Source organism: Xanthobacter sp. DMC12 (genome assembly GCF_056314105.1).
Map to the genome: position 1 here is coordinate 319,639 of NZ_JBQUYZ010000004.1, position 21,092 is coordinate 340,730.

A 21,092-nucleotide genomic window follows, 5' to 3' on the forward strand; every position below is an offset into this window, starting at 1 on the left:
AGTGTGATGAATCTGCAGAGGCGCGGAAGGCAAACCAATGATAAAGGGCAATCATCCAGCGGACAATCCGGTTGTCCGACATAGATGCCTTTGGACTCTTATTGCGGCCCTCTGAATGGCCGCCGGACAACCCCAAATCATCTTCGACCGGGCGCCGCCGATGTCCCACCGCAACCTGAAGGATTGTTCATGTCGATCCCCGCCTCGCTATCCACCGGCCTCGCGCTGCCCGCCATCGTCTCCCCCATGTTCCTTGCGTCCGGCCCGGATCTGGTGGCGGCCGTGTGCCAGGCCGGACTTATCGGGACGTTTCCCGCTCTGAACCAGCGAACTAGCGAAGACTATGCCGCCTGGCTCGACGACATCCGCGCGCGTCTCGACCGCGCGCCCTGCACATCTGCGGCCTTCGGCGTGAACCTCATCGTGAACAAGCGCAACGCACGCCTCGCCGCCGACCTCGAAGTAACGGTCCGGCACAAGGTACCCCTCGTGATCACCTCCATGGGTGCCGTGCGCGACGTGGTGGACGCGGTCCACGCCTACGGTGGCGTGGTGTTCCATGACGTGGTCAACGCGCGCCACGCCGAGAAGGCCATCGAGGCGGGCGTGGACGGCATCATCGCCGTATGCGCGGGGGCCGGGGGCCATTCCGGCGCGCAGAGCCCGTTCGCGCTGGTGCCCGAAATCCGCGCCATGTTCTCCGGCACCATCGTTCTCGCCGGCGCGATCTCCACCGGCAGCCAGATTGCCGCGGCCCGGATGATCGGGGCGGACCTCGCTTACATGGGCACCCGCTTCCTTGCCACCGAGGAAGCGATGATCGAGGCGGCGTACAAGCAGATGATCCTTCGCGCCAAGGCCCGCGACATCCTCTACACGCCGGCGATCAGCGGTGTGAACGCCAACTTCCTGGTTCCGAGCGTCCGGGACAACGGACTCGATCCCGACGCCCTCGCCGGCAAGACTCCCGCCGACCTGGGCGAGGACGTCAAGGCTTGGCGCAGGGTGTGGTCGGCGGGCCAGGGGGTGGGCTCCGTGAACGACATCCTGCCGGCAGCCGAGCTGTGCCAGCGCCTTATCCGGGAATACGAAGCCGCCTTCGAACCGTTGCGGCGCAGCGCCTGACGATAAATCCTCAGGCCGCCGCGGCGTCGCCGATGTTGGCGCCGCGCTCGATCACCACGCGCGCGTCGAACAGCGATTGCGCGTGGTTGAGGTCCGACTGGGCGAGAAGCACCGAGAAGCCGCGCGACTTCAGCTCCGCGATGACCTCCGCAATACGTGCGGACAGCGCCGGCGCGACCCCCTCAAATGGCTCGTCCAGCAGCAGCAGGCGGGTGCCGGCGGCGAGCGCGCGGCCAAGTGCCACCAGCTTCTGCTGGCCGCCCGAGAGCAGAAGCGCCTTGCGCCCGCGCATCTCCTTGAGCTCCGGCACCACGCGGTAGACCAGCTCCAGCCGCTCCTCCCGCACCAGCGTGCGCGAGACCCATACCGGCAGCAGGATGTTCTCCTCCACCGTGAGCTGAGGCACGAGACGACGGTCTTCCGGCATGTACCCGACGCCCCGCGCGGCGCGCCCGTGAGCCGGCACCTTGGCGAGATCTTCCCCGGCCAGGACGATGCGGCCGCCGACGAGGGGCAGATGGCCCATCACGGCGCGCAGCAAGGTCGTCTTGCCCGCGCCATTGCGCCCGAGGAGACCGATCATCTGGCCTTGCTCCAGGCTCAAGGAGAAGCCGCGCAGCACGCGCATCGCATCGATCGCCACGTCGATGGCTGTGATCTGCAGCAATGGGGCGCTCATCTGGCCTCTCCTGTCACGTAGCGCTTCACATCGGCGCTGGCGAGCACCTCGTCCGGCCTGCCATCGCCGATAATGCGACCGGCGTAGAAGGCGAGCACTCGGTCGGCGTAGCCGGCAACGATGTCCATGTCGTGCTCCACGAAGAGGATGGTGGCAGCCTCCCGGCCCACCGCCGCCATCACCCGATCCATGGTGGCGAACTTCTCCTCCGCGGCGACGCCCGACGTGGGCTCGTCCAGCAGCAGCACCTTGGGATGGCGGGCGAGCGCCATGGCGATGTCGAGCAGCTTGCGTACCCCGCCCGGCAGCACCTTCACCGGCCGGTCGGCGTGGGGCTGAAGATCGAACCGGGCGAGCAGCTCGCGGGCGCGCTCCACATGGTCGCGCTCCGCGTGGCGCCAGAACGACATCGCGGGGGCGGCGGCGGCCACGGCGGCGATCATGTTCTCAAGCGCGGTCAGCTCCACGCAGAGCTGGGGGATCTGGAACGAGCGGCAGATGCCGAGCCGGGTGATCTGGCGCGGCCCGCTGCGCGTAATGTCCTGGCCTTCCAGGCGGATCTGCCCCTGGTCCGGCTTCAGATAGCCGGTGACAAGGTTGACGAAGGTGGTCTTGCCCGCGCCATTGGCGCCGATGAGGCTGACCTTCTGGCCCGGCGGAACATCCACGCAGAGGCCGGAGGCGGCGACGATGGCGCCAAAGCGCTTCTCGACGCCCTGGACGGAGAGTGCCGGTACCATGGAAATCTCCTCAGCTTGCCGTCTCGACGAGCCTGCGGGCGGATTCAGCGGAGCTCGCCTCGTCAGCCGCGGGGCGGCGCACCTGCACCCACAACGCGCCGATGCCGCGTGGCAGGAAGGCGATGATGGCAAGGATGAAGAGGCCGAGGAACAATTGCCACATGTTCGGGAAGTAAAGCGCAGAGAAAGAGCGCACCAGTTCCAGCACGAAAGAGGCGACGAACGCCGCCGCCACGCTCTGCGAGCCGCCAAGGATGGCGATGAACATGAGTTCTCCGGACGTGGTCCAGTAGGCGAAGTCCGGGTCCACGTGGCCGAAGGCAAAGCCGGCAATCGCCCCGCCGACCCCGCCGAAGGCCCCGGCCATGGCATACGAAGTGGCGAGCACGGAGCGCACCGGCGTGCCGAGGTATTCCATGCGCAGCGCATTGTCGCGGATGGCGAGGGCGACGAGGCCGCGCTCCGAGCGGAAATGGATGTAGCAGGCGGCCGCAAGCACGCAGGCAAAGACCGCGGCGATGGCGAAATAGGCCTGCTGCGCGGCGCTGCCGGAGAGCGGTTGGCCGAACAGGGTGCCGCGCATCACGTTGAGCCCGTCCGAACCGCCGATGGCCGAGGTCTTCACGGCGACACCGTAGAAGACCATGGACAAAGCCAAGGTGAGCATTCCGAAGAACACGCCCGAATACCGTGCGAGCAGCGGGCCCACCAGCACGCCAACCGCGCCGGCCGCGAGGGCCGCGAGGATGACGATCCCGACCACGTCGGTCAGGCCGAGCAGCCCGGGTGCCACCGCTGCGATGTAGCCCCCGATGGCGTAATAGAGGCCTTGGCCGAACGAGACGAGCCCCGCGCGCATGAGCAGCACGATGCCGAGCGCGAGGATGCCGCGCGCCAGCGCCGCCGTGGACAAAGAAACCAGCCAGGGCGGCAGGATGAGCAGCGTCGCGAGCAGCGCGGCCGCCGTGGCGATTGCAATGACGATAGGGCGGATCATCAGATTTTCCTCACGGCCGCGGCCTGGAACAGCCCTTCGGGCCGGAACAGAAGGACGCATGTCATGGCGAGATAGATGCTGAACAGCTCGGCGCTGGGCGCGAGGTGCACCGCCCCCGCGCGGGCGAGCCCGACAATGATCGCGCCGATGGCCGCGCCCTCGATGGAGCCCAGCCCGCCGATCACCACCACCGCGAACGAGAGGATGATGACGCCGACGCCAAGCCCCGGCTGCACCGAGATCATGGGTGCGGTGAAGGCCCCGCCCAGCGCGGCGAGGAACACGCCGAGCGTGAAGGCCGTCACGTGCACACGCCCGATGCGCACGCCCATGGACTGGCTGATTTCCTTGTCGAAGATCACCGCCAGGACGATCTTGCCCACGGCCGTGTGGTTGAGCGCGAACCAGACGGCAAGACCGCAGGCAAGCGCCAGAACGATCAGGAAGGCGTCGTAGCCCACGTAGAACAGTGGGCCGATGGCAATGTCGCCGAACAGTCCGTAGGGCTCGGAGGCGTAATAGGCGCCAGCGCCCCACACCAGCTTGGTGGCGTCGTCGAGGATCAGGAAAAGCGCATAGGTCACCACCAGCAGCACCACCTCGTCCCGCCCGTGGAAGAAGCGCAGAACGGTGCGTTCCAGCAGCGGCCCCAGCGCCACCGCCACCGCGGCGGCGGCGACGAGCATCGCCACAAGCGTGAGGGGCTTGGGCAGGCCGAGCCACACCGCGAGGCCCACGAGGCTTGCTCCGGCATATGCGCCGATGGCGTAGAACGCCCCGTGGGCGATGTTGACGATCTTGAGCACGCCGAACACCAGCGTCAGCCCCAGCGCGACGATGAACAGCCACGAGGCGTAGATGAGCCCGTCGGCCAGGATGGTCAGGAACAGGTCCACGGCGCTTCCTCCGCGCAGGGGCCGTCCCCGGGAGGCCCGGGGCGTGCCGATGGTGTGGGGGATGAGGGCGGACGACCCGCCCAGTGGCGGGTCAGCCGCAGCTCAGTCGCAGATCAGTCGCACTTGCCGGGGAAGCCGGCTGCGAGCCAGTCGGCGGCCTTCATGTTGGCCGGCGGATTGACGCATTCGGCTTTGAACACCTCCACATCCACCAGCTTGACCTGCTTGGTGGCCGGGTCGAGCTTGGTGCGGCCGAAGGCAAGCGGCTGGATCGCCTGGTGACCATTGCCGAGGGCAAGCTTGAGCACGCCGCCGGGAGTGTCCCACTCCATGCCGGTGAGCGCCTTGGCGAGCTCTTCCTGGGTCGGCTTCTTGCCGCCGTTGGCGGCCATGGCCTTTTCTACGCCGGCTTTCAGCAGCATAAGCGCCTGTGCGGAGCGGTAGGCCGGCTGGGTCGGATAACCCTTGCCGAGGTCCGAATAGGACTTCCAGAACCACTGGTTGAGCTCGGACTTGGGGCCCATCAAACCATAGACACCGCGGGCACCGACGATGACCCCGTCAGGCATCTTGTCGCCCAGCGCTTCCACCACATGGTCCGCCGACAGGAACGCCACCTGGCTCCGGCGGAACAGGCCCCGCGGCTCCGCCTGCAGGATGAAGGCCTGCAGGTCACCGCCCCAGAAGCTCGAATAGACGAGATCCGAGCCGTCGCGCAGCAGGGCCGAAATCTCGGTGCCATACTGGCCGGCGCCAAACTTGGGCAGGAGGTCGCCCTGGAGCTTGGCCTCCGGGAACGCATGGGAGAACGCCGTCACGAAGTCTTTCTTCGCATCCTGCCCGTAAGCATAGTCCTGATTGATCAGGCTGTACGACTTGTATTTCTTCTTTTGCGATTCGAGGTAACGCACGAGTCCGGCATTGTCGATGGCGGAGATGCCGGCGGCACGGAACACGTAGTCGTAGTTCGCATCCTCGAAGATGCGCGGCGTGCCGCAATCGGACATGATGACGACGGTTTTGAGCTCCTCCGCCACGGGCGCCACGGCGAGGCAGTCGCTGGAGCCGATATAGCCCACCACCGCGTCCACCTTCTCACGGTCAACGAGGGCGCGCAGCTCCTGCACCTGCTTGGTGGCGCCGCCATTCTCGTCGAGTTGCACCGCCTCGATCTTCAGACCGCCGAAGCCCTTCTTGGCGTAGGGCGCGGGAGCGGTGCCGTCGTTGAAGGCGTTCACCAGAACCTTGAAGGCGTTCATGGCGGGCACGCCGAAGCTCTCCGCGGCCGCGCCGGACAGGAAGGTCACCAGACCGACACGAAACGTCTCCTCGGCTCTGGCCGAGGTCGAAAAGGGCGCGGCGGCCAAGGCCCCGAGCGCAGACACGGCGATAAGCTGGCGGATGCGCGATCCGCTTCGGTTTGGCGTCATGTTTTCCTCCAGATCGCCGGAGCCATTTCGCTGCGGCCGCCGACTGCTTGTTGCTTATATGTCGGACAAACGGACTATCGGGCCAATGAGATGATGTGTCAATCGGAATAGGACGGGTCGCTCCACCATTTGTCGGCGAATTCGAGGTCCGTGCTGGGCCGGGTGGAGAAGCGGGGAGCGCGCTTCTCCCGGAAGGCGGCGACGCCCTCGGGCACGTCCGGCAGGCGCACCAGCGCCGACAGGCAACGTGACTCGAGCCGGTGCGCGGCCATGGGGTGGGACTCGCCTTCCATGCGCCACAGGAGCTGGCGGATCAGCGCAACGGAAGCTGGCGAGGTATTCTCAGCGAGATCCCGCGCCAGCGCATGGGCGCGGGGCAGAAGCTCGTCCGCGGGCAACACCTCGGTGAGGAGCCCGGCCGCCAGCGCCTCGGTGGCGGAAATGAGTCGTCCCGAGAGGGCCCAGTCCAGCGCCCGCGTCATGCCGACGATGCGCGGCAGGAACCAGCTGGAGCAGGATTCCGTCACGATCCCGCGCCGGGAGAACACGTAGCCGAAACGGGCGCCTTCCGCCGCAAGCCGGAAGTCCATGGGCAGCAGGAAGGTGGCGCCGAAGCCGACCGCCGCACCATTGATCGCGCCGATGACCGGCTTGCGGAGGCTGAACAGGCGCAGCGTCACGCGGCCGCCCACGTCGCGCACCACGCCTTCCCCGGTGGCGGGATCGCCCTCGGGCGGGCCGAACCCCTCGGAAAGGTCGGTGCCGGCGCAGAAGGCACGGCCGGCCCCGGTCACCACCACGGCGCGAATGGCGTCGTCCGCATCGGCCACGTCCAGGGCAGCGACGATTTCGGTATGCATCTGGCTCGTCGCGGCATTGAGCTGCGCTGGACGGTTGAGGGTCAGCGTCAGCACTGGCCCGTCGACGGTGACGGCAATGGTCTCGTACATGGATCGTCCTCGCGGGATGGCGGAAGGCTCAGCGGCCATTGAAAACGGCCGGGCGCTTTTCAAAGAAGGCGGCGATGCCTTCGTGGAAATCGCTGGTCGCGGCGCTGCGGCAGAAGCCCTCGCGCTCGGCATCGAGCTGGGCGTCGAAGTTCCGGTCATGGGCCGCGCCCATGAGGCGCTTCGTCTCCGCGAACGCGCGCGTGGGCTTCTTCGCCAAGGTTGCCGCAAAGGCGCGCGCCGTGTCCTCGAGCGCTGCCGCCGGCACGCTCTGCGTGACGAGGCCGAGCCCGACCGCATCGGCGGCACAGATCACATCCTCCACGAAGGCCAGCCGCATGGCCCGGCGGGCGCCGATCGCCCGGGGCAACAGCCAGGACAGGCCGCCATCGGGATTGGTGGCGATGCGGGAATAGGCGAAGGCGAAGCGGGTATCGTCGGCCGCCACAGCGAAGTCGCAGGCGAGCATGATGGAAAGGCCGGCACCGGCCACCGCGCCGTGCACTTGCGCGACCACCGGAAAGGGCAGCGCAACGAGGAAGCGCATGGCCTCGTGGAAAGGCGTGATGACCGCCTCCGCCTGCGCCGGTGCATCTGCCGGCCCGGCGGCGCGCAGGTAGTTGAGATCGCCGCCGGCCATGAAGGCGCGGCCTTCGCCGCGGATCAGCAAAGCGCGCACGCCGCGGTCGGCCGCGAGTTGCGCCAGATGCTCCCCCAGTTCGCGGGCGAATGCCGCCGTGATGGCATTGAGCGTCTGCGGCTGCTGAAAGGTAAGGACGGCGAGGGCGCCATCGCGGTCCAGGCGCATAAGCCCGTCAGCAGCAGTGCCGGGGGAGACAGCGGGCAGGGTCATGGCGCGGGATTTCCGGTGGGGGAGGAAGCGAGTTCGCGCAGGTGCCGCTTGAGCACCTTGCCGTTGGCGCTGCGGGGCAGCGTGCCGTCGAGTACCGTGATGGTCTCGGGAACCTTGTAGTCGGCGAGTTGCGCGGCACACCACGCGCGGGCAGCCTCAACGTCCACGCCGTCGCCGCGTGCCACCACGAAGGCATGCACCCTCTCCCCAAGCACCGGACAGGGACGCCCGACCACCGCAGCCTCCGCGATGTCCGGCCGATCGAGCAGCGCACCCTCCACCTCGGCCGACGGGATCTTGTAGCCACCGCGATTGACCACGTCCTTGATGCGGTCGACGACGCGCACGAAGCCGTCCTCATCGCGCATGCCGAGGTCGCCGGACTTCCAGAAGCCGTGGACGAATTCGCGCTCGGTGGCCTCGGGATTGTTCCAGTATCCCTTCGCCACGTTGGGGCCGCCGAGCCACAGCTCGCCCAAGGTGCCAGGCGGCACCTCCTGCCCCTCGGCATCCATCACCAGCACCTCGTCGCAGGGCACCGGCAGACCCGCCCATTCGCGCCGTGCGCCGAACGGCACCGGCGGCATCAGCACCGCGGGGGACGAGGTTTCCGTCGCGCCGTAGGAATTGACCAGCCGCAGGTTCGGCAGGCGGTCGGCGATGCCGGCGAGTGTCTGCACCGGCATCAGCGCACCCCCGAAGCCGGAGACGCGCCACGCAGAGAGGTCCACCTCGCGCCACAGGGGATTGAGCAGGCAGAGGTTGAACATGGCCGGCACCATGATGGTGTGCGTCATCCGCTCCGCCGCCGCGAGCCGCAGGAAGGCGTCTGCCTTGAAGGCCGGCAGGATGACGAGGGTGCCTGCGGCCCGCACCAGGGTCGCCAGCGCTGCGACGAAGCCGGTGACATGGCTGAACGGCACCGTGAGGATGGAGCGATCGTTCGGCCCGAGTTGCATTTCGTGCACGTAGTGCATGCTGGAATGCACCACGCCGAGGTGAGTCAGCATGGCGCCCTTGGGGCGGCCGGTGGTTCCGGAGGTGTAGAGGATGGCGGCGACGTCATCCTCCTCGACCGCCGCCGGCATGAGGCAGGGTGGCGCGTCCGACAGCGCAGCGAGGCTGTCCGCCTCGTCGGCGCCCAAAGGAATGATATGGGCGAGCTGCGGCAGCCCGTTGAGGTCGGGCAGGCGCGGCGTCATCTCGGCGGCGTGCACGAAAACGCTGGCCCCGCAATCGGCGAGCACGTGGCGCATCTCGGCCGTGCCTTCACGCGGGTTGAGAGGCACGATCACGGCGCCCAGGCGGGCTGCGGCGAAGGCAAGCACCGGAAAGGCGATCCCGTTGCCGAGCCCGAGCACGATGCGGTCACCCCGCCCGAGCCCGCGGGCAGCCAGCGCGCCGGCCAGCAGCGCCACCCGACGGTCGAACGCGGCGTAGGTGAGCCGTGCCTCACCGCACACCAGGGCCTCGCCGTCCGGACGGAACGCCACGGCATCCGCCAGCAATTGATTCAGGCTACGGGGCCGCTCAACGAAGCAACGCACGATGCGCCCGCCGAAATGGACTTCCCGACGTGTGGGCGGATGTGCGGATGGGTGCACCGACATGGAGTCCTCCCTCAGGCGCCGCGTCTCGGCGCGGCTTCGCCCGGCTTTCAGATTGCGAGTACGACTTTTCCGTGGGTCCGCCGTTCCGCGAGATCCCTCAGGGCCTGCGGAGCCTCCGTCATGGGATGCCGCCGGGAGATCACCGGGGCGATCAGCCCCCGCCGCCACAGGTCGAGAACCTCGTCGAAGGTCCGAATGAACTGCGTGCGGTCATGGGTCCGGTAAGCCCCCCAGTGGACGCCCACCAGGGAGATGTTTTTTAGCAGCAGCAGGTTGGTGGGAATGGCGGGAATGCTGCCGGCAGCGAAGCCGACCACCACTAGGCGTCCGGACCACGCCAGGCATCTGAGGCTCGCCCGCGTTATCTCGCCTCCCACCGGATCGATCACGATATCGGCGCCGCGACCGTCGGTGAGCGCCTTGACGGCTTCGATCCAGGACGCGTCGGAATAGTCGAGGCAGGCATCTGCGCCTTCGGCCCGGACGATCGCCGCCTTATGGGCGCCGCGCGCAGTGCCGATCACACGGGCCCCGAGCGCCTTCGCCACCTGTACGGCAGCAAGCCCCACGCCGCCTGCCGCCGAATGGACGAGCACGGTCTCGCCCGCCGAGAGTCCGGCCCGCAGGACCAGAGCCGCATGGGCCGTCGGATAGACGATGGGCAGCGCCGCGGCACTGACGAGATCCACATCTTCGGGCAGGGCCAGGAGCTCGTGGTCGTTCGCCACGACCTCTTCGGCCATGGCGCCGAAGTCCACCTGGCCGCACACCGGCTGGCCGACAGCGAACCGGGAGCCCTCACCTGCCGCTGCAATCCGTCCGGAGAATTCCACGCCGGGGATGAAGGGGAGAGGCGGCTTCACCTGGTAGCCCCCGGCAATCATCAGCGTATCGAGGAAATTCAGTCCCACGGCGGCGACTTGGACCACCGTTTGCCCGGGCCCGGCGCTCGGCGCCGGCACGTCCGACAGGTGCATGGCCTCCGGCGCGCCCAGCTCCGAAACGACCCAGGCGGCGACGCGCCGGCCCGGACGGGTGTCTGAGGACCGAGCTGCGATGGGCGCGCTCATGCTGCCGCTCCGCGCTCCACCGCCAGGCCGTCGCGTGCCGAAGCGCCGCACGCGCCGCTTTGAATAGGCAAAGCATCTCCGATCACGCCCGGCAGGCCGGCGCGCGTTCTTCCTTGAACCATATTTTCCTCCACCTGGTCGGCGGCGTTATTTCGCCGCTTCGCCGGTTCCTCACTCGGGAGGCGGCGAGACCTTGCTATCGAAGTCGCGTTTCAGCAGTTCCCATCCGCGCCGCAGGTCGGCGATATGTTTGGCGGACCACAAGCGTGCGCCAGCGGCGTCGCGCGCGTTAAGCGCCTCGTAGATCTTGCGGTGCGCCGCGATGAGCCGCCCCGAGGATTGCGGCAGGCCCGGCCGGATCACTTCGAAGGCCGGGTAGAGCAAAAGGCCGATGGGCTCACGGGCGAGCAGAAGAGCACGGTTGCGCGCGCCTTCCGAGATCATGGCATGGAACTCGAGATCGAGCTCCCCGGGAGATTCGCCGCGGGCGACGGCGGCCTCCGTCTGCTTGAGGTTCTCCGCGAGCGCCTTCAATTCGTCCTGGGTGAGATGGGACGCCGCGAGTTCCGCTGCCAGTGGCTCGAGGACATTCGCCACGTCCCAGAGCTCGCGGAAAGTCACTTCGTGCATCACCAGACTGCGGGTGTGGCGGTGCGCGAGATCGCGTGCATCGGGCACGGCGACGAGCAGGCGCTTGCGGCTTTCCCGTCGCACCAGCCCCTCGCTCTCCAGCTGGCGGATGCCCTCCCGAACCGTGGAGCGGTTGACGCCGAACCGCTCCGCAAGCTCCGTCTCGCTCGGCAGCGCGTCGCCGGGCTTGAGGGTGCCCGACAAGATCCGCCGCTGGAGTTCCAGCGAAACGGCCAAGTAGGCGGGGGGCAGCTTCAACCTCTCGATGTCAAGCATCTCACGATCCATCCATGGGCCGATCCGTCGGACTGTCGGCGGACCGGCACGCATGTTACGGCAGTTTCACTCAGGCGACAGCCTTCGCCTCAACGTCCGGCGTCACATCACGTGCGACCCGCGCAGCCGCACGCTCCTTGGCGGCCTTGAGTTCCTCGCGGGCGATGCCCCTCAGGTGAACCTCATCCGGCCCATCGATGAAGCGCAGGGCGCGGCCCCAGGTCCACAGATAGGCGAGCGGCGTGTCATCGGTGATACCCTTGGCGCCGAAGACCTGCATGGCCCGGTCGCAGACCTGCGTCTGCAGGCGGGCCGCAGCCACCTTGATCATGGACACCTCCGTGCGGGCGGCCTTGTTGCCGTAGGTATCCATCATCCAGGCGGCCTTGAGGTTCAGCAGCCGCGCCTGCTCGATCTCGATGCGGGCCTCGGCGATCCAGTCACGGATATTGGCATTGTCCGCGAGGGGCTTGCCGAAGGTCCTGCGGTCCAGCGCACGCTCGCACATCAGTTCCAGCGCCAGCTCGCACTGGCCGATGGTCCGCATGCAATGATGGATGCGCCCCGGCCCGAGCCGCGCCTGCGCGATGGCGAATCCCCTGCCCTCCTCGCCCAGAAGGTTCGTGACGGGCACGCGCACGTCGGTGAAACGAACCTCGCAATGCCCCTCCGGCGAGTGGTGGCCCATGATGGGCACGTCGCGCACCACCTCGAAGCCAGGCGTGCCGACGGGGACGATGACGAACGAATGGCGCAAGTGAGGATCCGCATCGGGGCGGTCATCGGAGATGCCCATCACCAGCGTGAACGCGAAATTCGGATGCAGCGCATTAGTGGTGAACCACTTGCGGCCGTTGATGACGTACTCGTCCCCGTCGCGGCGGATCGAGGTGGCAAGGTTGGTAGGGTCCGATGAGGCGACGTCCGGCTCGGTGATGGAGACGCCGGAGCGGATGGTGCCGGCCAAGAGCGGGTTCAGCCAGCGCTCCCGCTGCTCGGGCGTCGCGAACAGATGGAGGATCTCCATGTTGCCTGTGTCCGGCGGACTACAGTTGAACACCTCCGACGACCACGGCAGGCGCCCCATGATCTCGGCGAGGGGCGCGTACTCGAGATTGGTGAGCGCGGTCCCGGGCTCATCGCTTTTCAGGCCCGGCAGGAACAGGTTCCAAAGCCCCTCTGCCTTGGCTTTCTGCTTGAGCGGCTCGATCACGTCGAGGGGATAGACGTGGCGGGCGACGCTGGCGCGCCACGCGGCATCGGCCGGAGCGACATTCTGGTCCATGAAGGACTGGAGCCGCGCCCGCAATTCCTGGACCTTCGGCGAATAGGAAAACTCCATGGGTCCGTCCTCCCGACGGTGTCAGACGAGGCATCTGCCTTCGATGATTTCGACCGCTCGCCGCGCGAAGACCGGCGCCAGCGCCCCGATCTCCCGCGCATTGGCGGCGGATGCGTTTCCACCCCGCGCCCGCGCCGCGATGCCCTCGAAAATGACGGCGTTGCGGAACAGCGCAAAGGCGAGGTGGAACGGATCGAGCCGCACCTCGCTCCCCGTGGCGGCTCCATAGCGGGCAACGAAGGCGTCGAGGCTTGGAATCCCAAGGGCGGCAAGGTCCAGCCCCATGACACCGCCGCCATACTCGTCTGGCTTGAACAGCCAGCTGTAGACGCAGGTATGGGCAAGGTCCGCCAGTGGATGGCCGAGGGTGGACAGTTCCCAGTCCAACACCGCAACGATGCGCGGCTCGGCGGGATGGAAGATGACATTGCCGAACCGGAAATCGCCATGGACGATACCGGTGCGCGCCGCTTCCTCCGATGGCCTGTTCACGTGCGCAGCGAGCCAGGTGATGAGGACGTCGACGTCGGGTAGGTCGCGGGTGCGGGACATTTCCCACTGCCGCGTCCAACGGCTGATCTGGCGCGCGAAATAGTCGCCGTCACGCCCATAGCCCTCCAGGCCGACATCCCGGTAGTCCACGCGATGAAGCCGCCCGAGCACGTCGGCAAGGCTGTCATACATCGCCGCGCGCTCGGCATGGCTGACACCCGGAAGCGCGCTGTCGTGGAAGATGCGGCCGTCCACCCGCTCCATCACGTAGAAGGCCGTGCCCACCACGCTCTCATCGGCGCAATAGAGCAGCGGTTCCGGCACCGGCACCCCCGTCCCCTTCAGCGCGCTCTGCACGCGAAATTCGCGATCGATGGCATGGGCGGAAGGCAGCAAAGGCCCGGGCGGCCGCTTGCGCAAAACCAGGCGCCGCTCACCCAAAGTCAGGAAAAAGGTCGGATTGGATTGGCCGCCACCCACCGCCTCCATACCGAAGCCGGGCCCCTCCGGCGGGAGACGCCCGCGCAGGAAGGCTTCGAGCCGGGCCGGATCGAAGCCCGCGGCATGCGGCACGATGACCTCGGGCGGGATTGCGACGCTCTCCTGCAACACGGCTCTCCTACCGGCGCATTATTCACCGGATTATTCGATTGTCCGACAAATAAAGCCATTCACGGGTGCGCTGTCAATCGCCGTGAGAGCAGGAAACAGAAAAAGATCCCGTCCTCCGATCCAAAGAAAAAGCCCCGCAGTGCTGGGCTGCGGGGCCTCGGAAGAAGCGATTGCGGGAGAGCCTGATCGAGCCCCGCGCGAGGGACCGCCGATCAGCGTTGCATACCCCAGCGCCGCACGGTGTAGCGTTCGATGGTTTGGAAGATCACCCCCTCGACGAACAGGCCGACCAGCATCACCGTCACCAGCCCGGCAAACACGCCCGCCGTCTCCAGCAGGTTGCGGTTCTCGAAGATGAACCAGCCGAGTCCGCCCTGCCCCGCCGACACGCCAAACACCAGCTCCGCCGCGATGAGCGTGCGCCACGCGAAGGCCCAGCCGATCTTGAGTCCCGACAGGATCGAGGGAAATGCCGCTGGAATGAGAATAAGGGACACGAAACGCATTCCCTTGAGCCCGAACGTCTGGCCGGCCATCCGCTGGGTCTCCGAGACCGCCAGGAAGCCGGAATGGGCGTTGAGAGCGACCGCCCACAGCACCGAATGGACGATGACGAACACGAGGCTTGGCACACCGAGGCCGAACCACAACAGCGCCAGGGGCAGCAGCGCGATGGCCGGCATGGGATTGAACATGGCGGTCAGCGTCGACAGGAGGTCGGTGCCGAACCGCGTCGAGACCGCGAGGGTCGTGAACAGCCCCGCCAGCACGATGCCGATGCCGTAGCCCATGGCCAGCACCCGGAGGCTCACCATCAGCCGCTGCGGAATGATGCCGTTGACGGTGTTGTCCCAAAGTGCGCCCATCGTTTCCGAGAAGCTCGGGAAGGTGAGCGGGTTGTCGAGCCACCGCGCATAGACCTCCCACACTACAGCAATGGCGATGAGGATCAGGAACCGGCGCACGAAGGCATGGGCGAGAAGCCGCTGCACCAACGGCAGGGGCGCTTCCACCGCGCCCGTAACCACCGGCGGCAGGGTATCGTTGACATACTCGGGCCGGACTACCGGCTCGAGCTTGGGGGCGACGCGGGCCGCAGCTTGGGTCATGGCGTGTCTCATCTCCCGGCACCGCGGCTCAGTGGACCGGCTGAGCGTCGTCGAACAGCATGTGGTGGATGCGTCCGCACAGGGTCTGGAACTCGGCGCCCCCCTGGTGCGAGGCGTCGAAATGGTGGGAATTGAGCTCGGCCTTCACCTGGCCGGGATGCGGCGACAGCACGAGGATGCGGTTGCCGATCAGCACCGCCTCCTCGATGGAGTGGGTGACGAACACCACGGTGAAGCGCACATCGTCCCACAGGTCGAGGAGTTCCTGCTGCATCTTGCGCCGGGTGAGCGCATCAAGGGCGGCATAGGGCTCGTCCATCAGCAAAACGTCAGGACGCATCCCCATGGCGCGGGCGATGGCCACGCGCTGCTTCATGCCGCCGGACAGCATGTGGGGATATGCATCCAGGAACTTCGACAAGTTCACCTTCTGGAGCACATCGACAGCCCGCGCGTCCGCCTCGTCGGCTGACACACCATTGCAGCGCAGGGGGAAAGCCACGTTCTGGCGCACCGTCTTCCAGGGCATGAGCTGGTCGAACTCCTGGAACACCATCATCCGGTCCGGGCCCGGCCGCGTGATGGCCTCGCCTTTCAGTCGCAGCTGGCCGCGGACGGGACGGATGAAGCCGGCGATGGCCTTCAAAAGGGTGGACTTTCCGCAGCCGGAAGGCCCGAGCAGCACGAAACGGTCGCCGGGATAGATGGCGAAGCTCACGTCGGACGTGGCCGTGACCAAATGATCCCTGGTTTTGTACTGCAGCGTCACCCCATCCACTTCCAAGAGCGGCGCGAGTGTTGCCTGCATCTGCGAAAGTGCTGGCATATGGCTCATGATCCTCCCCTATTTTTCTGCCAGAGCGCCTCTTTCGGGCGCTTCCAGGCGCATGCGCGGTATGGGCCGCGCGCCATCAACCCTTGCCGCGTCCAGCGATGAAGCGCTCGACCGCGGCCTTGTGCTCATCGGTGGACGTCACCACCGCGTAATGGGACGAGATGAGGTCCAGGCTGGTCCTCAGGTCGTTGCGCAGCCCCTGATAAATGGCACGCTTGATGAATCGCACCGGCAGCTCGGGAGCCCGGGCGATGCGGCGGGCGATGGCCGTCACCTCGTCCATCAGCTTGTCCGCATCGAACACCTTGTTGACCATGCCGATGCGCTGGGCCTCTTCGGCATCGACGAAATCGCCGGTGAGGAAAAGCTCCAGTGCTTTCGAGGCCCCCACGAGCCGCGGCAGGAAATGCGCGCCGCCGGCGCCGGGAACGAGCCCCACCTTCATGTAGGTCTCGGCAAAACGCGCGCTCCGCGCCGCGTAGCGCAGGTCGCACATGAGGGCGAGGTCGAGCCCCGCGCCGGTGGCCACACCGTTGAGGGCGGCGATCACGGGCTTGTCGATGTCCTCCAGGGTGAGCGGGATGCGCTGGATCTTCTCGAACAGCTCCGCCTTGCGCTGCGCCGGCTTCTGACCCAGCCGGTCACCCATCTCGACGATGTCGCCGCCCGAGCAGAAGGCCTCCCCGGCACCCGTCACCACCACCACCTTCACCGCGGGATCGGTCCGGCAACGCTGCAGCGCCTCGGTCCAGGCTGCGATCATCTCGAAGGTGAAGGCGTTCATGCGCTCGGGCCGATCGAGCAGGATGGTGCCGACGCCGTCCTCGACGCTGAACTTCAGGTGCTCGCTCACGAAATCTGCTCCATGGATGCGGTCGTGTCAGGATCGCCCGTCAGGGCGAGGATATCGGTCTCGGACAACCCGGCTTCGGCGAGGATCTCGCGCGTCTGTTCGCCGAGGCGGGGTGCGTGGTGGCGGATCTCAAAGGGCGCCGCGCTGAAGGAGACCGGCCGGCGCTGCGTGCGATACGGTCCTTCGCTCGGGTGCTCGGTGGTGGAGAAGAAGCCCACGTCCTGAAGATGGGGGTCCTCAAACAGGTCATCGAGCGCGTTGACCGGCATGAAGGGAATGGAGACGCGATCGCAAAAGGCGGCCCATTCGGCGGTGCTGCGCGTCTTCGCTTCCTCTTCGACGAGAGCGTAGAGCACATCGATGTTCTGCACACGCACGCCCAGCCGCGCGAAGCGCGGATCGCTCTTGAATTCGGTGCGCCCGGTGAAGTCGAAGAAGTCGTGCCAGTTCCGGTCCGAATAAGGCAGGATACAGGCGTAGCCGTCTCTGGTCGCATAGGGCTTGCGGCGCGGCGAGATCACCCGGTTGAAGCCCGGAGACCCAAGCGGCGGGACGAAAGTGGCGCCCATCATGTGCTCGACCAGGTTGAACTCCACCATGGTCTCGAACATGGGCACCTCGACGGCCTGCCCGCCGCCGCCTGAGGCCCGCTGGAACAGCGCCGCCAGAATGGCATAGGCAATAGCCTGCCCGGCAATCTTGTCGCACAGGACCGTGGGCAGATAGCCCGGCGCGCCGTGCATGGCTTCCTGGAGTGCCGAAAGCCCCGAGCCGGCCTGGATGATGTCGTCATAGGCCGCCTTGTCGGCGTAGCGGCCGCCGGCACCGAAGCCATATGCACCGCAATAGACGATGCCGGCATTGAGGCCGCGCACGCGCTCGTAGGGATAGCCCAGTCGCTCCGCCGCGGCAGGGCGCATGGCGTGGACGAACACGTCGGCGCCGGCAATGAGGCGATCCAAAGCCGAGCGCGCCTCCGCCCGTTTCAGGTCGAGCACGATGGAGCGCTTGTTCCTGTTGAGGTGGAGGAAGTTGCCCGCCATGCCCGCGTGCCGCGCCGGCAAATAGCCACGAAAGCTATCGCCGTCCGGCGCCTCCACCTTGACCACGTCCGCGCCGAGGTCGGCGAGGATATGGGTGGCGAACGGACCCATGATGACGTTGGTGAGGTCGATCACCCGGACCCCATTGAGGGGCCCTCCGCGCCGGTCCGATGGCATCACGCAAATCCCCCTGCGGTCCGCAGCGCGACCAGCCGTGGCCACAGCGCTTCACCACCCTCCGCGCAGACCGCCCGGCCGATCCGCTCCTGCCACAGGGTTTCGTTGCCGAACTCGTCCCGCCATGCCCAAAGGCGACGGGTGAAGACATGTAGGGTGTGCTCGCGGGTGAAGCCCATGGCCCCATGCACCTGATGGCAGATCTCCGCCACCTTGCCCGCAGCCTCGCCGCAACGCGCCTTGGCCACAGCAACTGCGACGGCGAAATGCGACGTCCCGAAGGCTGCGGCCGCGACCTCGGCCGCCGCCGCAGCGGCCGCGCTCTCGCCCGCCGCCACGGCCAGCATGTGCTGGACCGCCTGGAAGCGACCAATGGGCTTGCCGAACTGCTTGCGCTCATTGGCATAGGCAACGGCGAGGCCGAGGCAGCGCTCCATCGCGCCCGCCATTTGTTGCGCTCTCACGAAGGCGCCATAGGCGGACAGCCCGTCCGCCCCCGCCGCCGACGACCAGGGTCGCGAGGGATGCCGTCCCAGATCCTCGCCGGCGATGGACAGGGCATCGCGTGGCTCACCAGCCAGGTTGCGGCGTGTCTCCACGGCATAGGCATCGCGCGGCAGCAATATCAGGCGCTCGCCAGCATCGTCCGATAGCGCCACCAGTACGTGGTCGGCGACGCCGGCCCACGGCACCGCCGGCAGCGGCGCTGCGCAGAGCCGGGCCGCCGGCCACAGGCCGCCCGCGAAGGTCACCAGCCCATCCACGGGCGCGCCGCCCGCAGCCGACCAAAGCGCCCGCGCCATCATGTCTTCGCCCAGCGGCGCCGGCAGAGAGTGGAAGCCTGCGCGCCGCAGGATGCGGGCCGCAGCCGGGGCATCGAGGCCCACGCCTCCGTCCTCTTCTGGCACCAGCGCGTGGGGCAGGCCCGCATCGGAGACCGCCTGCCAGGCCGCGGCGGGGAAGGCTCCCGCGTCGGCCTCACGCAGACAGGCGGCGGTGACCTCCCGCGTCAGCAGGCGATCCGTCTGCTCCACCAGGATGGCGGCGAAATCGTCGGCCGCTGGCGCCTCGGTATGGGGCGCGTGAGTTTGGGTATGAAGCATTTGGAAAACCTCAACGCAGGCCCAGGCCGCGCGCGATCATGCTGCGCAGGATTTCGCGTGTGCCGCCGCGCAGGGTGAAGGACGGCGCGCGCAGGATCACATCGGCGAGCGCCTCGCCATACGGGTCGTCCGTCGTGTCGAGGCTCGCCTCGACCGGCACGAGACGGCGCGCGACCTCGGGAATGTCGCGCTCGAAGGCCGTGCCCACGTCCTTTACCAGCGCCGCCTCCACATTAGGGATCTCGCCGGCCCCCAGCAGCCCGGCGACCGAGCCGGACATGGCCATCAAAGCCGCCATGTGGGCCACAAGGCGTCCGGTCTCCACCGCCTCCCGTGGCCCGGGATCGATACCGACGCGATCCACCAGCGCGGCCAGCAGCCGGTAGTCGGACATGAAGCGGTCGGGGCCGGAGCGCTCGAAGGCCAGTTCCTGGGTGACCATGTCCCAGCCGTTGCCCACCTCACCGACCACGAACCGATCGGGCACGAAATGCTCCGTGAAGAACACCTCGTTGAACTCGTGGTGGCCGGCAATGTCGAGGATGGGGCGCACCTCGATGCCCGGCGCGGCAAGGTCGATCAGAAATTGCGTCAGGCCGCCGTGGCGGTCCGCGCCCGGCTCCCCGGTACGCACGAGGGCCAGCAGGTAATGGACGCGATGGGCATTCGTGGTCCAGATCTTCTGGCCATTGAGCACCCAGCCGCCATCCGCGCGCACCGCCTTCGTGCGCACGGCGGCGAGGTCTGAACCGGAATCCGGCTCGCTCATGCCGATGCCGAAATAACAGGAGCCGGCGCAGATGCGCGGAATGACGAGCGCCTTGGCCTCTTCCGTGCCGTGGCGCAGAATCTGCGGCCCCGACTGGCGATCGGCAATCCAGTGCGCGCCACAGGGCGCTCCGGCCGCCAGCATCTCCTCCGTCACGACGAAGCGCTCGAGGCTTGAACGTTCGCGGCCCCCGTAAGCCTTCGGCAGGGTCATGCCGACATATCCCGCCTCTGCGGCACGCCCGCTGAAGTCGGGATCGAACGAACTCCAGGATGAGCGATGCGGAATGAAACGATCCGCGGCGCGCTCCCGCGCCAGAAACGCGCGCACTTCGAGACGGAGTTCTTCCACCTCTTCGGGGAATCGCGGGATATCGAAGCGAAAACTCTTCATCTGGGCGTCCCCTGGTGCCCCTTCTATTTGGACGCGCGTGTCGCCAAAGGGTGCTTGCTTCGGCATAGGAGACACGGGAAGGTCCGCCGTCGCAACAGGATTGCATATATGTAGCGAAAAGATCATATCCGTGATGGAATTGAAGCCCCGTCCCGAGGGGCAACGGACCGTCCTGATCGCGGGTCGCGTTGTCTTTATTGAGTTTGACGGCGTGTCCACCCGGCAGGAAAACCGATTCCGCACGGGTGGCGCTCCAGCCAGGAGGTTGTCGGTGTCCAGAGCGCAACGATCCGTGACCGCCGAGCCGCCGCTGGATGCGGAAGCTGTGCGCGTCGTCCCCCCCGTCGACGACATGAAGGAAAGCGCGGTTGTGAAGTCCGCCGCGCGGGTGCTGCGCATCCTGGAATATTTCGACGAGGTCCAGCGCGACGCCCGGGTGACCGAGATCGCGGCGCACCTGAAGCTCCCGCAGTCGTCAACCTCGGCGCTGCTCAAGAGCCTGGCACAACTCGGCTATCTCGATTACGACCGGGTCCGCCGCACCTTCGTGCCGACGGCGCGGGTGGCGTTGCTCGGCACCTGGATGAAGGAAGGCCCGGTTCAGGACGGGCGCCTGCTGCGCATGATGGAAGAATTGTCGGAAGCGAGCCGTGACACCGTCATACTCGCGGTCCGCAATGGCATCTATTCGCAGTACATCCACGTCATCCAGGCCCTGACGCCGATCCGCTACCACGTGCCCCAGGGTTCGCGCCGGCTGCTCGCCTGGTCCGGCAGCGGGTTCGCGCTGCTTACACAGTCGTCTGACGAGGAGATCCGCGCTGTGGTCGCGCGGACCAATGCGGAGGCGCCCGAAGGGCGCACGCCCATCGACCTGCGCGAGACACTCGCCCATGTGCGCCGGGCACGGAGCGACGGCTATTTCTTCTCGCGCGCCCTGGTGACCCCCGGCGCCGGTGCCATTGCCATGCCTTTGCCGGCGGGGATCGACCGGCGGCGGCGCCCGATGGCGATCGTCATTTCCGGCGTGCTGGAGGATCAGTCCCGGCGGGAGGCCGAACTGGTCGGTCTCATGGCGGATGCCGTCCAGCGTTATCTGCAGGCCGATTGA

Annotated in this window: 20 protein-coding genes; 2 read left to right on the forward strand and 18 right to left on the reverse strand. The window is 67.3% G+C overall.

Translation table 11 applies throughout. From position 1 onward, the window contains the following. Positions 1-189: 189 nt before the first annotated feature. Positions 190-1,125, forward strand: coding sequence for an NAD(P)H-dependent flavin oxidoreductase (locus ACT535_RS17010; protein WP_476365322.1), 936 nt, complete (start codon positions 190-192; stop codon positions 1,123-1,125). Between the two features lie 10 nt (positions 1,126-1,135). Here the strand turns inward: ACT535_RS17010 and ACT535_RS17015 are convergent, their stop codons facing one another. The 18 genes from ACT535_RS17015 to ACT535_RS17100 form a co-directional block, all read right to left on the reverse strand. Next, on the reverse strand, positions 1,136-1,804 hold the full coding sequence (locus ACT535_RS17015) for an ABC transporter ATP-binding protein (protein ID WP_476365323.1): 669 nt from the start codon (positions 1,802-1,804) through the stop codon (positions 1,136-1,138). Further along, a complete protein-coding gene (locus ACT535_RS17020; RefSeq protein WP_476365324.1) occupies positions 1,801-2,544 on the reverse strand; it encodes an ABC transporter ATP-binding protein in 744 nt (247 codons plus the stop codon). The genes ACT535_RS17015 and ACT535_RS17020 overlap by 4 nt, the downstream gene beginning before the upstream one ends. A gap of 10 nt (positions 2,545-2,554) precedes the next feature. After that, the gene (locus tag ACT535_RS17025) at positions 2,555-3,541 is read right to left on the reverse strand and encodes a branched-chain amino acid ABC transporter permease (protein WP_476365325.1); all 987 of its coding nucleotides are present in this window, start codon (positions 3,539-3,541) and stop codon (positions 2,555-2,557) included. Then, entirely contained in the window at positions 3,541-4,437 is an 897-nt protein-coding gene (locus ACT535_RS17030; RefSeq protein ID WP_168459410.1) for a branched-chain amino acid ABC transporter permease, read from the reverse strand. The genes ACT535_RS17025 and ACT535_RS17030 overlap by 1 nt, the downstream gene beginning before the upstream one ends. 113 nt (positions 4,438-4,550) lie before the next feature. Then, the gene (locus ACT535_RS17035; RefSeq protein WP_476365326.1) at positions 4,551-5,867 is read right to left on the reverse strand and encodes an ABC transporter substrate-binding protein; all 1,317 of its coding nucleotides are present in this window, start codon (positions 5,865-5,867) and stop codon (positions 4,551-4,553) included. A gap of 98 nt (positions 5,868-5,965) precedes the next feature. Then, positions 5,966-6,817, reverse strand: a complete 852-nt coding sequence (locus tag ACT535_RS17040; RefSeq protein ID WP_476365327.1) for an enoyl-CoA hydratase-related protein — start codon at positions 6,815-6,817, stop codon at positions 5,966-5,968. Between the two features lie 28 nt (positions 6,818-6,845). Then, the gene (locus tag ACT535_RS17045; protein ID WP_476365328.1) at positions 6,846-7,667 is read right to left on the reverse strand and encodes an enoyl-CoA hydratase/isomerase family protein; all 822 of its coding nucleotides are present in this window, start codon (positions 7,665-7,667) and stop codon (positions 6,846-6,848) included. Continuing rightward, a complete protein-coding gene (locus tag ACT535_RS17050) occupies positions 7,664-9,160 on the reverse strand; it encodes a class I adenylate-forming enzyme family protein (RefSeq protein WP_476365329.1) in 1,497 nt (498 codons plus the stop codon). The genes ACT535_RS17045 and ACT535_RS17050 overlap by 4 nt, the downstream gene beginning before the upstream one ends. A 164-nt stretch (positions 9,161-9,324) precedes the next feature. Then, positions 9,325-10,347, reverse strand: a complete 1,023-nt coding sequence (locus ACT535_RS17055) for an NADPH:quinone oxidoreductase family protein (RefSeq protein ID WP_476365330.1) — start codon at positions 10,345-10,347, stop codon at positions 9,325-9,327. A 171-nt stretch (positions 10,348-10,518) separates the two neighbouring features. Beyond that, a complete protein-coding gene (locus ACT535_RS17060) occupies positions 10,519-11,253 on the reverse strand; it encodes a FadR/GntR family transcriptional regulator (RefSeq protein WP_476365331.1) in 735 nt (244 codons plus the stop codon). A gap of 70 nt (positions 11,254-11,323) precedes the next feature. Further along, positions 11,324-12,595, reverse strand: coding sequence for an acyl-CoA dehydrogenase family protein (locus ACT535_RS17065; protein ID WP_476365332.1), 1,272 nt, complete (start codon positions 12,593-12,595; stop codon positions 11,324-11,326). Positions 12,596-12,616: 21 nt separating this feature from the next. Next, complete coding sequence (locus ACT535_RS17070) at positions 12,617-13,699, reverse strand: phosphotransferase family protein (protein WP_476365333.1); 1,083 nt, start codon at positions 13,697-13,699, stop codon at positions 12,617-12,619. 212 nt (positions 13,700-13,911) lie between these two features. After that, positions 13,912-14,808 carry an ABC transporter permease gene (locus ACT535_RS17075; protein WP_168459403.1) on the reverse strand — a complete coding sequence of 299 codons (897 nt, stop codon included), beginning with the start codon at positions 14,806-14,808 and terminating at the stop codon, positions 13,912-13,914. Between the two features lie 28 nt (positions 14,809-14,836). Continuing rightward, the gene (locus tag ACT535_RS17080; RefSeq protein ID WP_476365454.1) at positions 14,837-15,634 is read right to left on the reverse strand and encodes an ABC transporter ATP-binding protein; all 798 of its coding nucleotides are present in this window, start codon (positions 15,632-15,634) and stop codon (positions 14,837-14,839) included. Between the two features lie 85 nt (positions 15,635-15,719). Beyond that, positions 15,720-16,496: an enoyl-CoA hydratase-related protein gene (locus ACT535_RS17085; protein ID WP_168459401.1), complete on the reverse strand. Its 777-nt coding sequence runs from the start codon at positions 16,494-16,496 to the stop codon at positions 15,720-15,722. Beyond that, a complete protein-coding gene (locus ACT535_RS17090) occupies positions 16,493-17,716 on the reverse strand; it encodes a CaiB/BaiF CoA transferase family protein (RefSeq protein WP_476365334.1) in 1,224 nt (407 codons plus the stop codon). Before ACT535_RS17090 ends, ACT535_RS17085 begins: the two co-directional genes overlap by 4 nt. After that, positions 17,716-18,819 (reverse strand): acyl-CoA dehydrogenase family protein, encoded by a 1,104-nt coding sequence (locus tag ACT535_RS17095; RefSeq protein ID WP_476365335.1) that lies wholly within the window; start codon positions 18,817-18,819, stop codon positions 17,716-17,718. The genes ACT535_RS17090 and ACT535_RS17095 overlap by 1 nt, the downstream gene beginning before the upstream one ends. A 10-nt stretch (positions 18,820-18,829) precedes the next feature. Next, positions 18,830-19,981, reverse strand: coding sequence for an acyl-CoA dehydrogenase family protein (locus ACT535_RS17100; protein WP_476365336.1), 1,152 nt, complete (start codon positions 19,979-19,981; stop codon positions 18,830-18,832). A 133-nt stretch (positions 19,982-20,114) separates the two neighbouring features. Here ACT535_RS17100 and ACT535_RS17105 point away from each other — a divergent pair, with 133 nt between their 5' ends. Next, positions 20,115-21,092, forward strand: a complete 978-nt coding sequence (locus ACT535_RS17105) for an IclR family transcriptional regulator (protein WP_476365455.1) — start codon at positions 20,115-20,117, stop codon at positions 21,090-21,092.

Bases quoted from the DNA above. Each gene is read 5' to 3' on its own strand.
- ACT535_RS17075 (WP_168459403.1), bottom strand. From the start codon at position 14,808: ATGACCCAAGCTGCGGCCCGCGTCGCCCCCAAGCTCGAGCCGGTAGTC.
- ACT535_RS17105 (WP_476365455.1), top strand. From the start codon at position 20,115: ATGGAATTGAAGCCCCGTCCCGAGGGGCAACGGACCGTCCTGATCGCG.
- ACT535_RS17100 (WP_476365336.1), bottom strand. From the start codon at position 19,981: ATGAAGAGTTTTCGCTTCGATATCCCGCGATTCCCCGAAGAGGTGGAA.
- ACT535_RS17020 (WP_476365324.1), bottom strand. From the start codon at position 2,544: ATGGTACCGGCACTCTCCGTCCAGGGCGTCGAGAAGCGCTTTGGCGCC.
- ACT535_RS17065 (WP_476365332.1), bottom strand. From the start codon at position 12,595: ATGGAGTTTTCCTATTCGCCGAAGGTCCAGGAATTGCGGGCGCGGCTC.
- ACT535_RS17055 (WP_476365330.1), bottom strand. From the start codon at position 10,347: ATGAGCGCGCCCATCGCAGCTCGGTCCTCAGACACCCGTCCGGGCCGG.
- ACT535_RS17080 (WP_476365454.1), bottom strand. From the start codon at position 15,634: ATGCCAGCACTTTCGCAGATGCAGGCAACACTCGCGCCGCTCTTGGAA.
- ACT535_RS17095 (WP_476365335.1), bottom strand. From the start codon at position 18,819: ATGCTTCATACCCAAACTCACGCGCCCCATACCGAGGCGCCAGCGGCC.
- ACT535_RS17090 (WP_476365334.1), bottom strand. From the start codon at position 17,716: ATGCCATCGGACCGGCGCGGAGGGCCCCTCAATGGGGTCCGGGTGATC.
- ACT535_RS17015 (WP_476365323.1), bottom strand. From the start codon at position 1,804: ATGAGCGCCCCATTGCTGCAGATCACAGCCATCGACGTGGCGATCGAT.
- ACT535_RS17025 (WP_476365325.1), bottom strand. From the start codon at position 3,541: ATGATCCGCCCTATCGTCATTGCAATCGCCACGGCGGCCGCGCTGCTC.
- ACT535_RS17010 (WP_476365322.1), top strand. From the start codon at position 190: ATGTCGATCCCCGCCTCGCTATCCACCGGCCTCGCGCTGCCCGCCATC.
- ACT535_RS17040 (WP_476365327.1), bottom strand. From the start codon at position 6,817: ATGTACGAGACCATTGCCGTCACCGTCGACGGGCCAGTGCTGACGCTG.
- ACT535_RS17035 (WP_476365326.1), bottom strand. From the start codon at position 5,867: ATGACGCCAAACCGAAGCGGATCGCGCATCCGCCAGCTTATCGCCGTG.
- ACT535_RS17045 (WP_476365328.1), bottom strand. From the start codon at position 7,667: ATGACCCTGCCCGCTGTCTCCCCCGGCACTGCTGCTGACGGGCTTATG.
- ACT535_RS17060 (WP_476365331.1), bottom strand. From the start codon at position 11,253: ATGCTTGACATCGAGAGGTTGAAGCTGCCCCCCGCCTACTTGGCCGTT.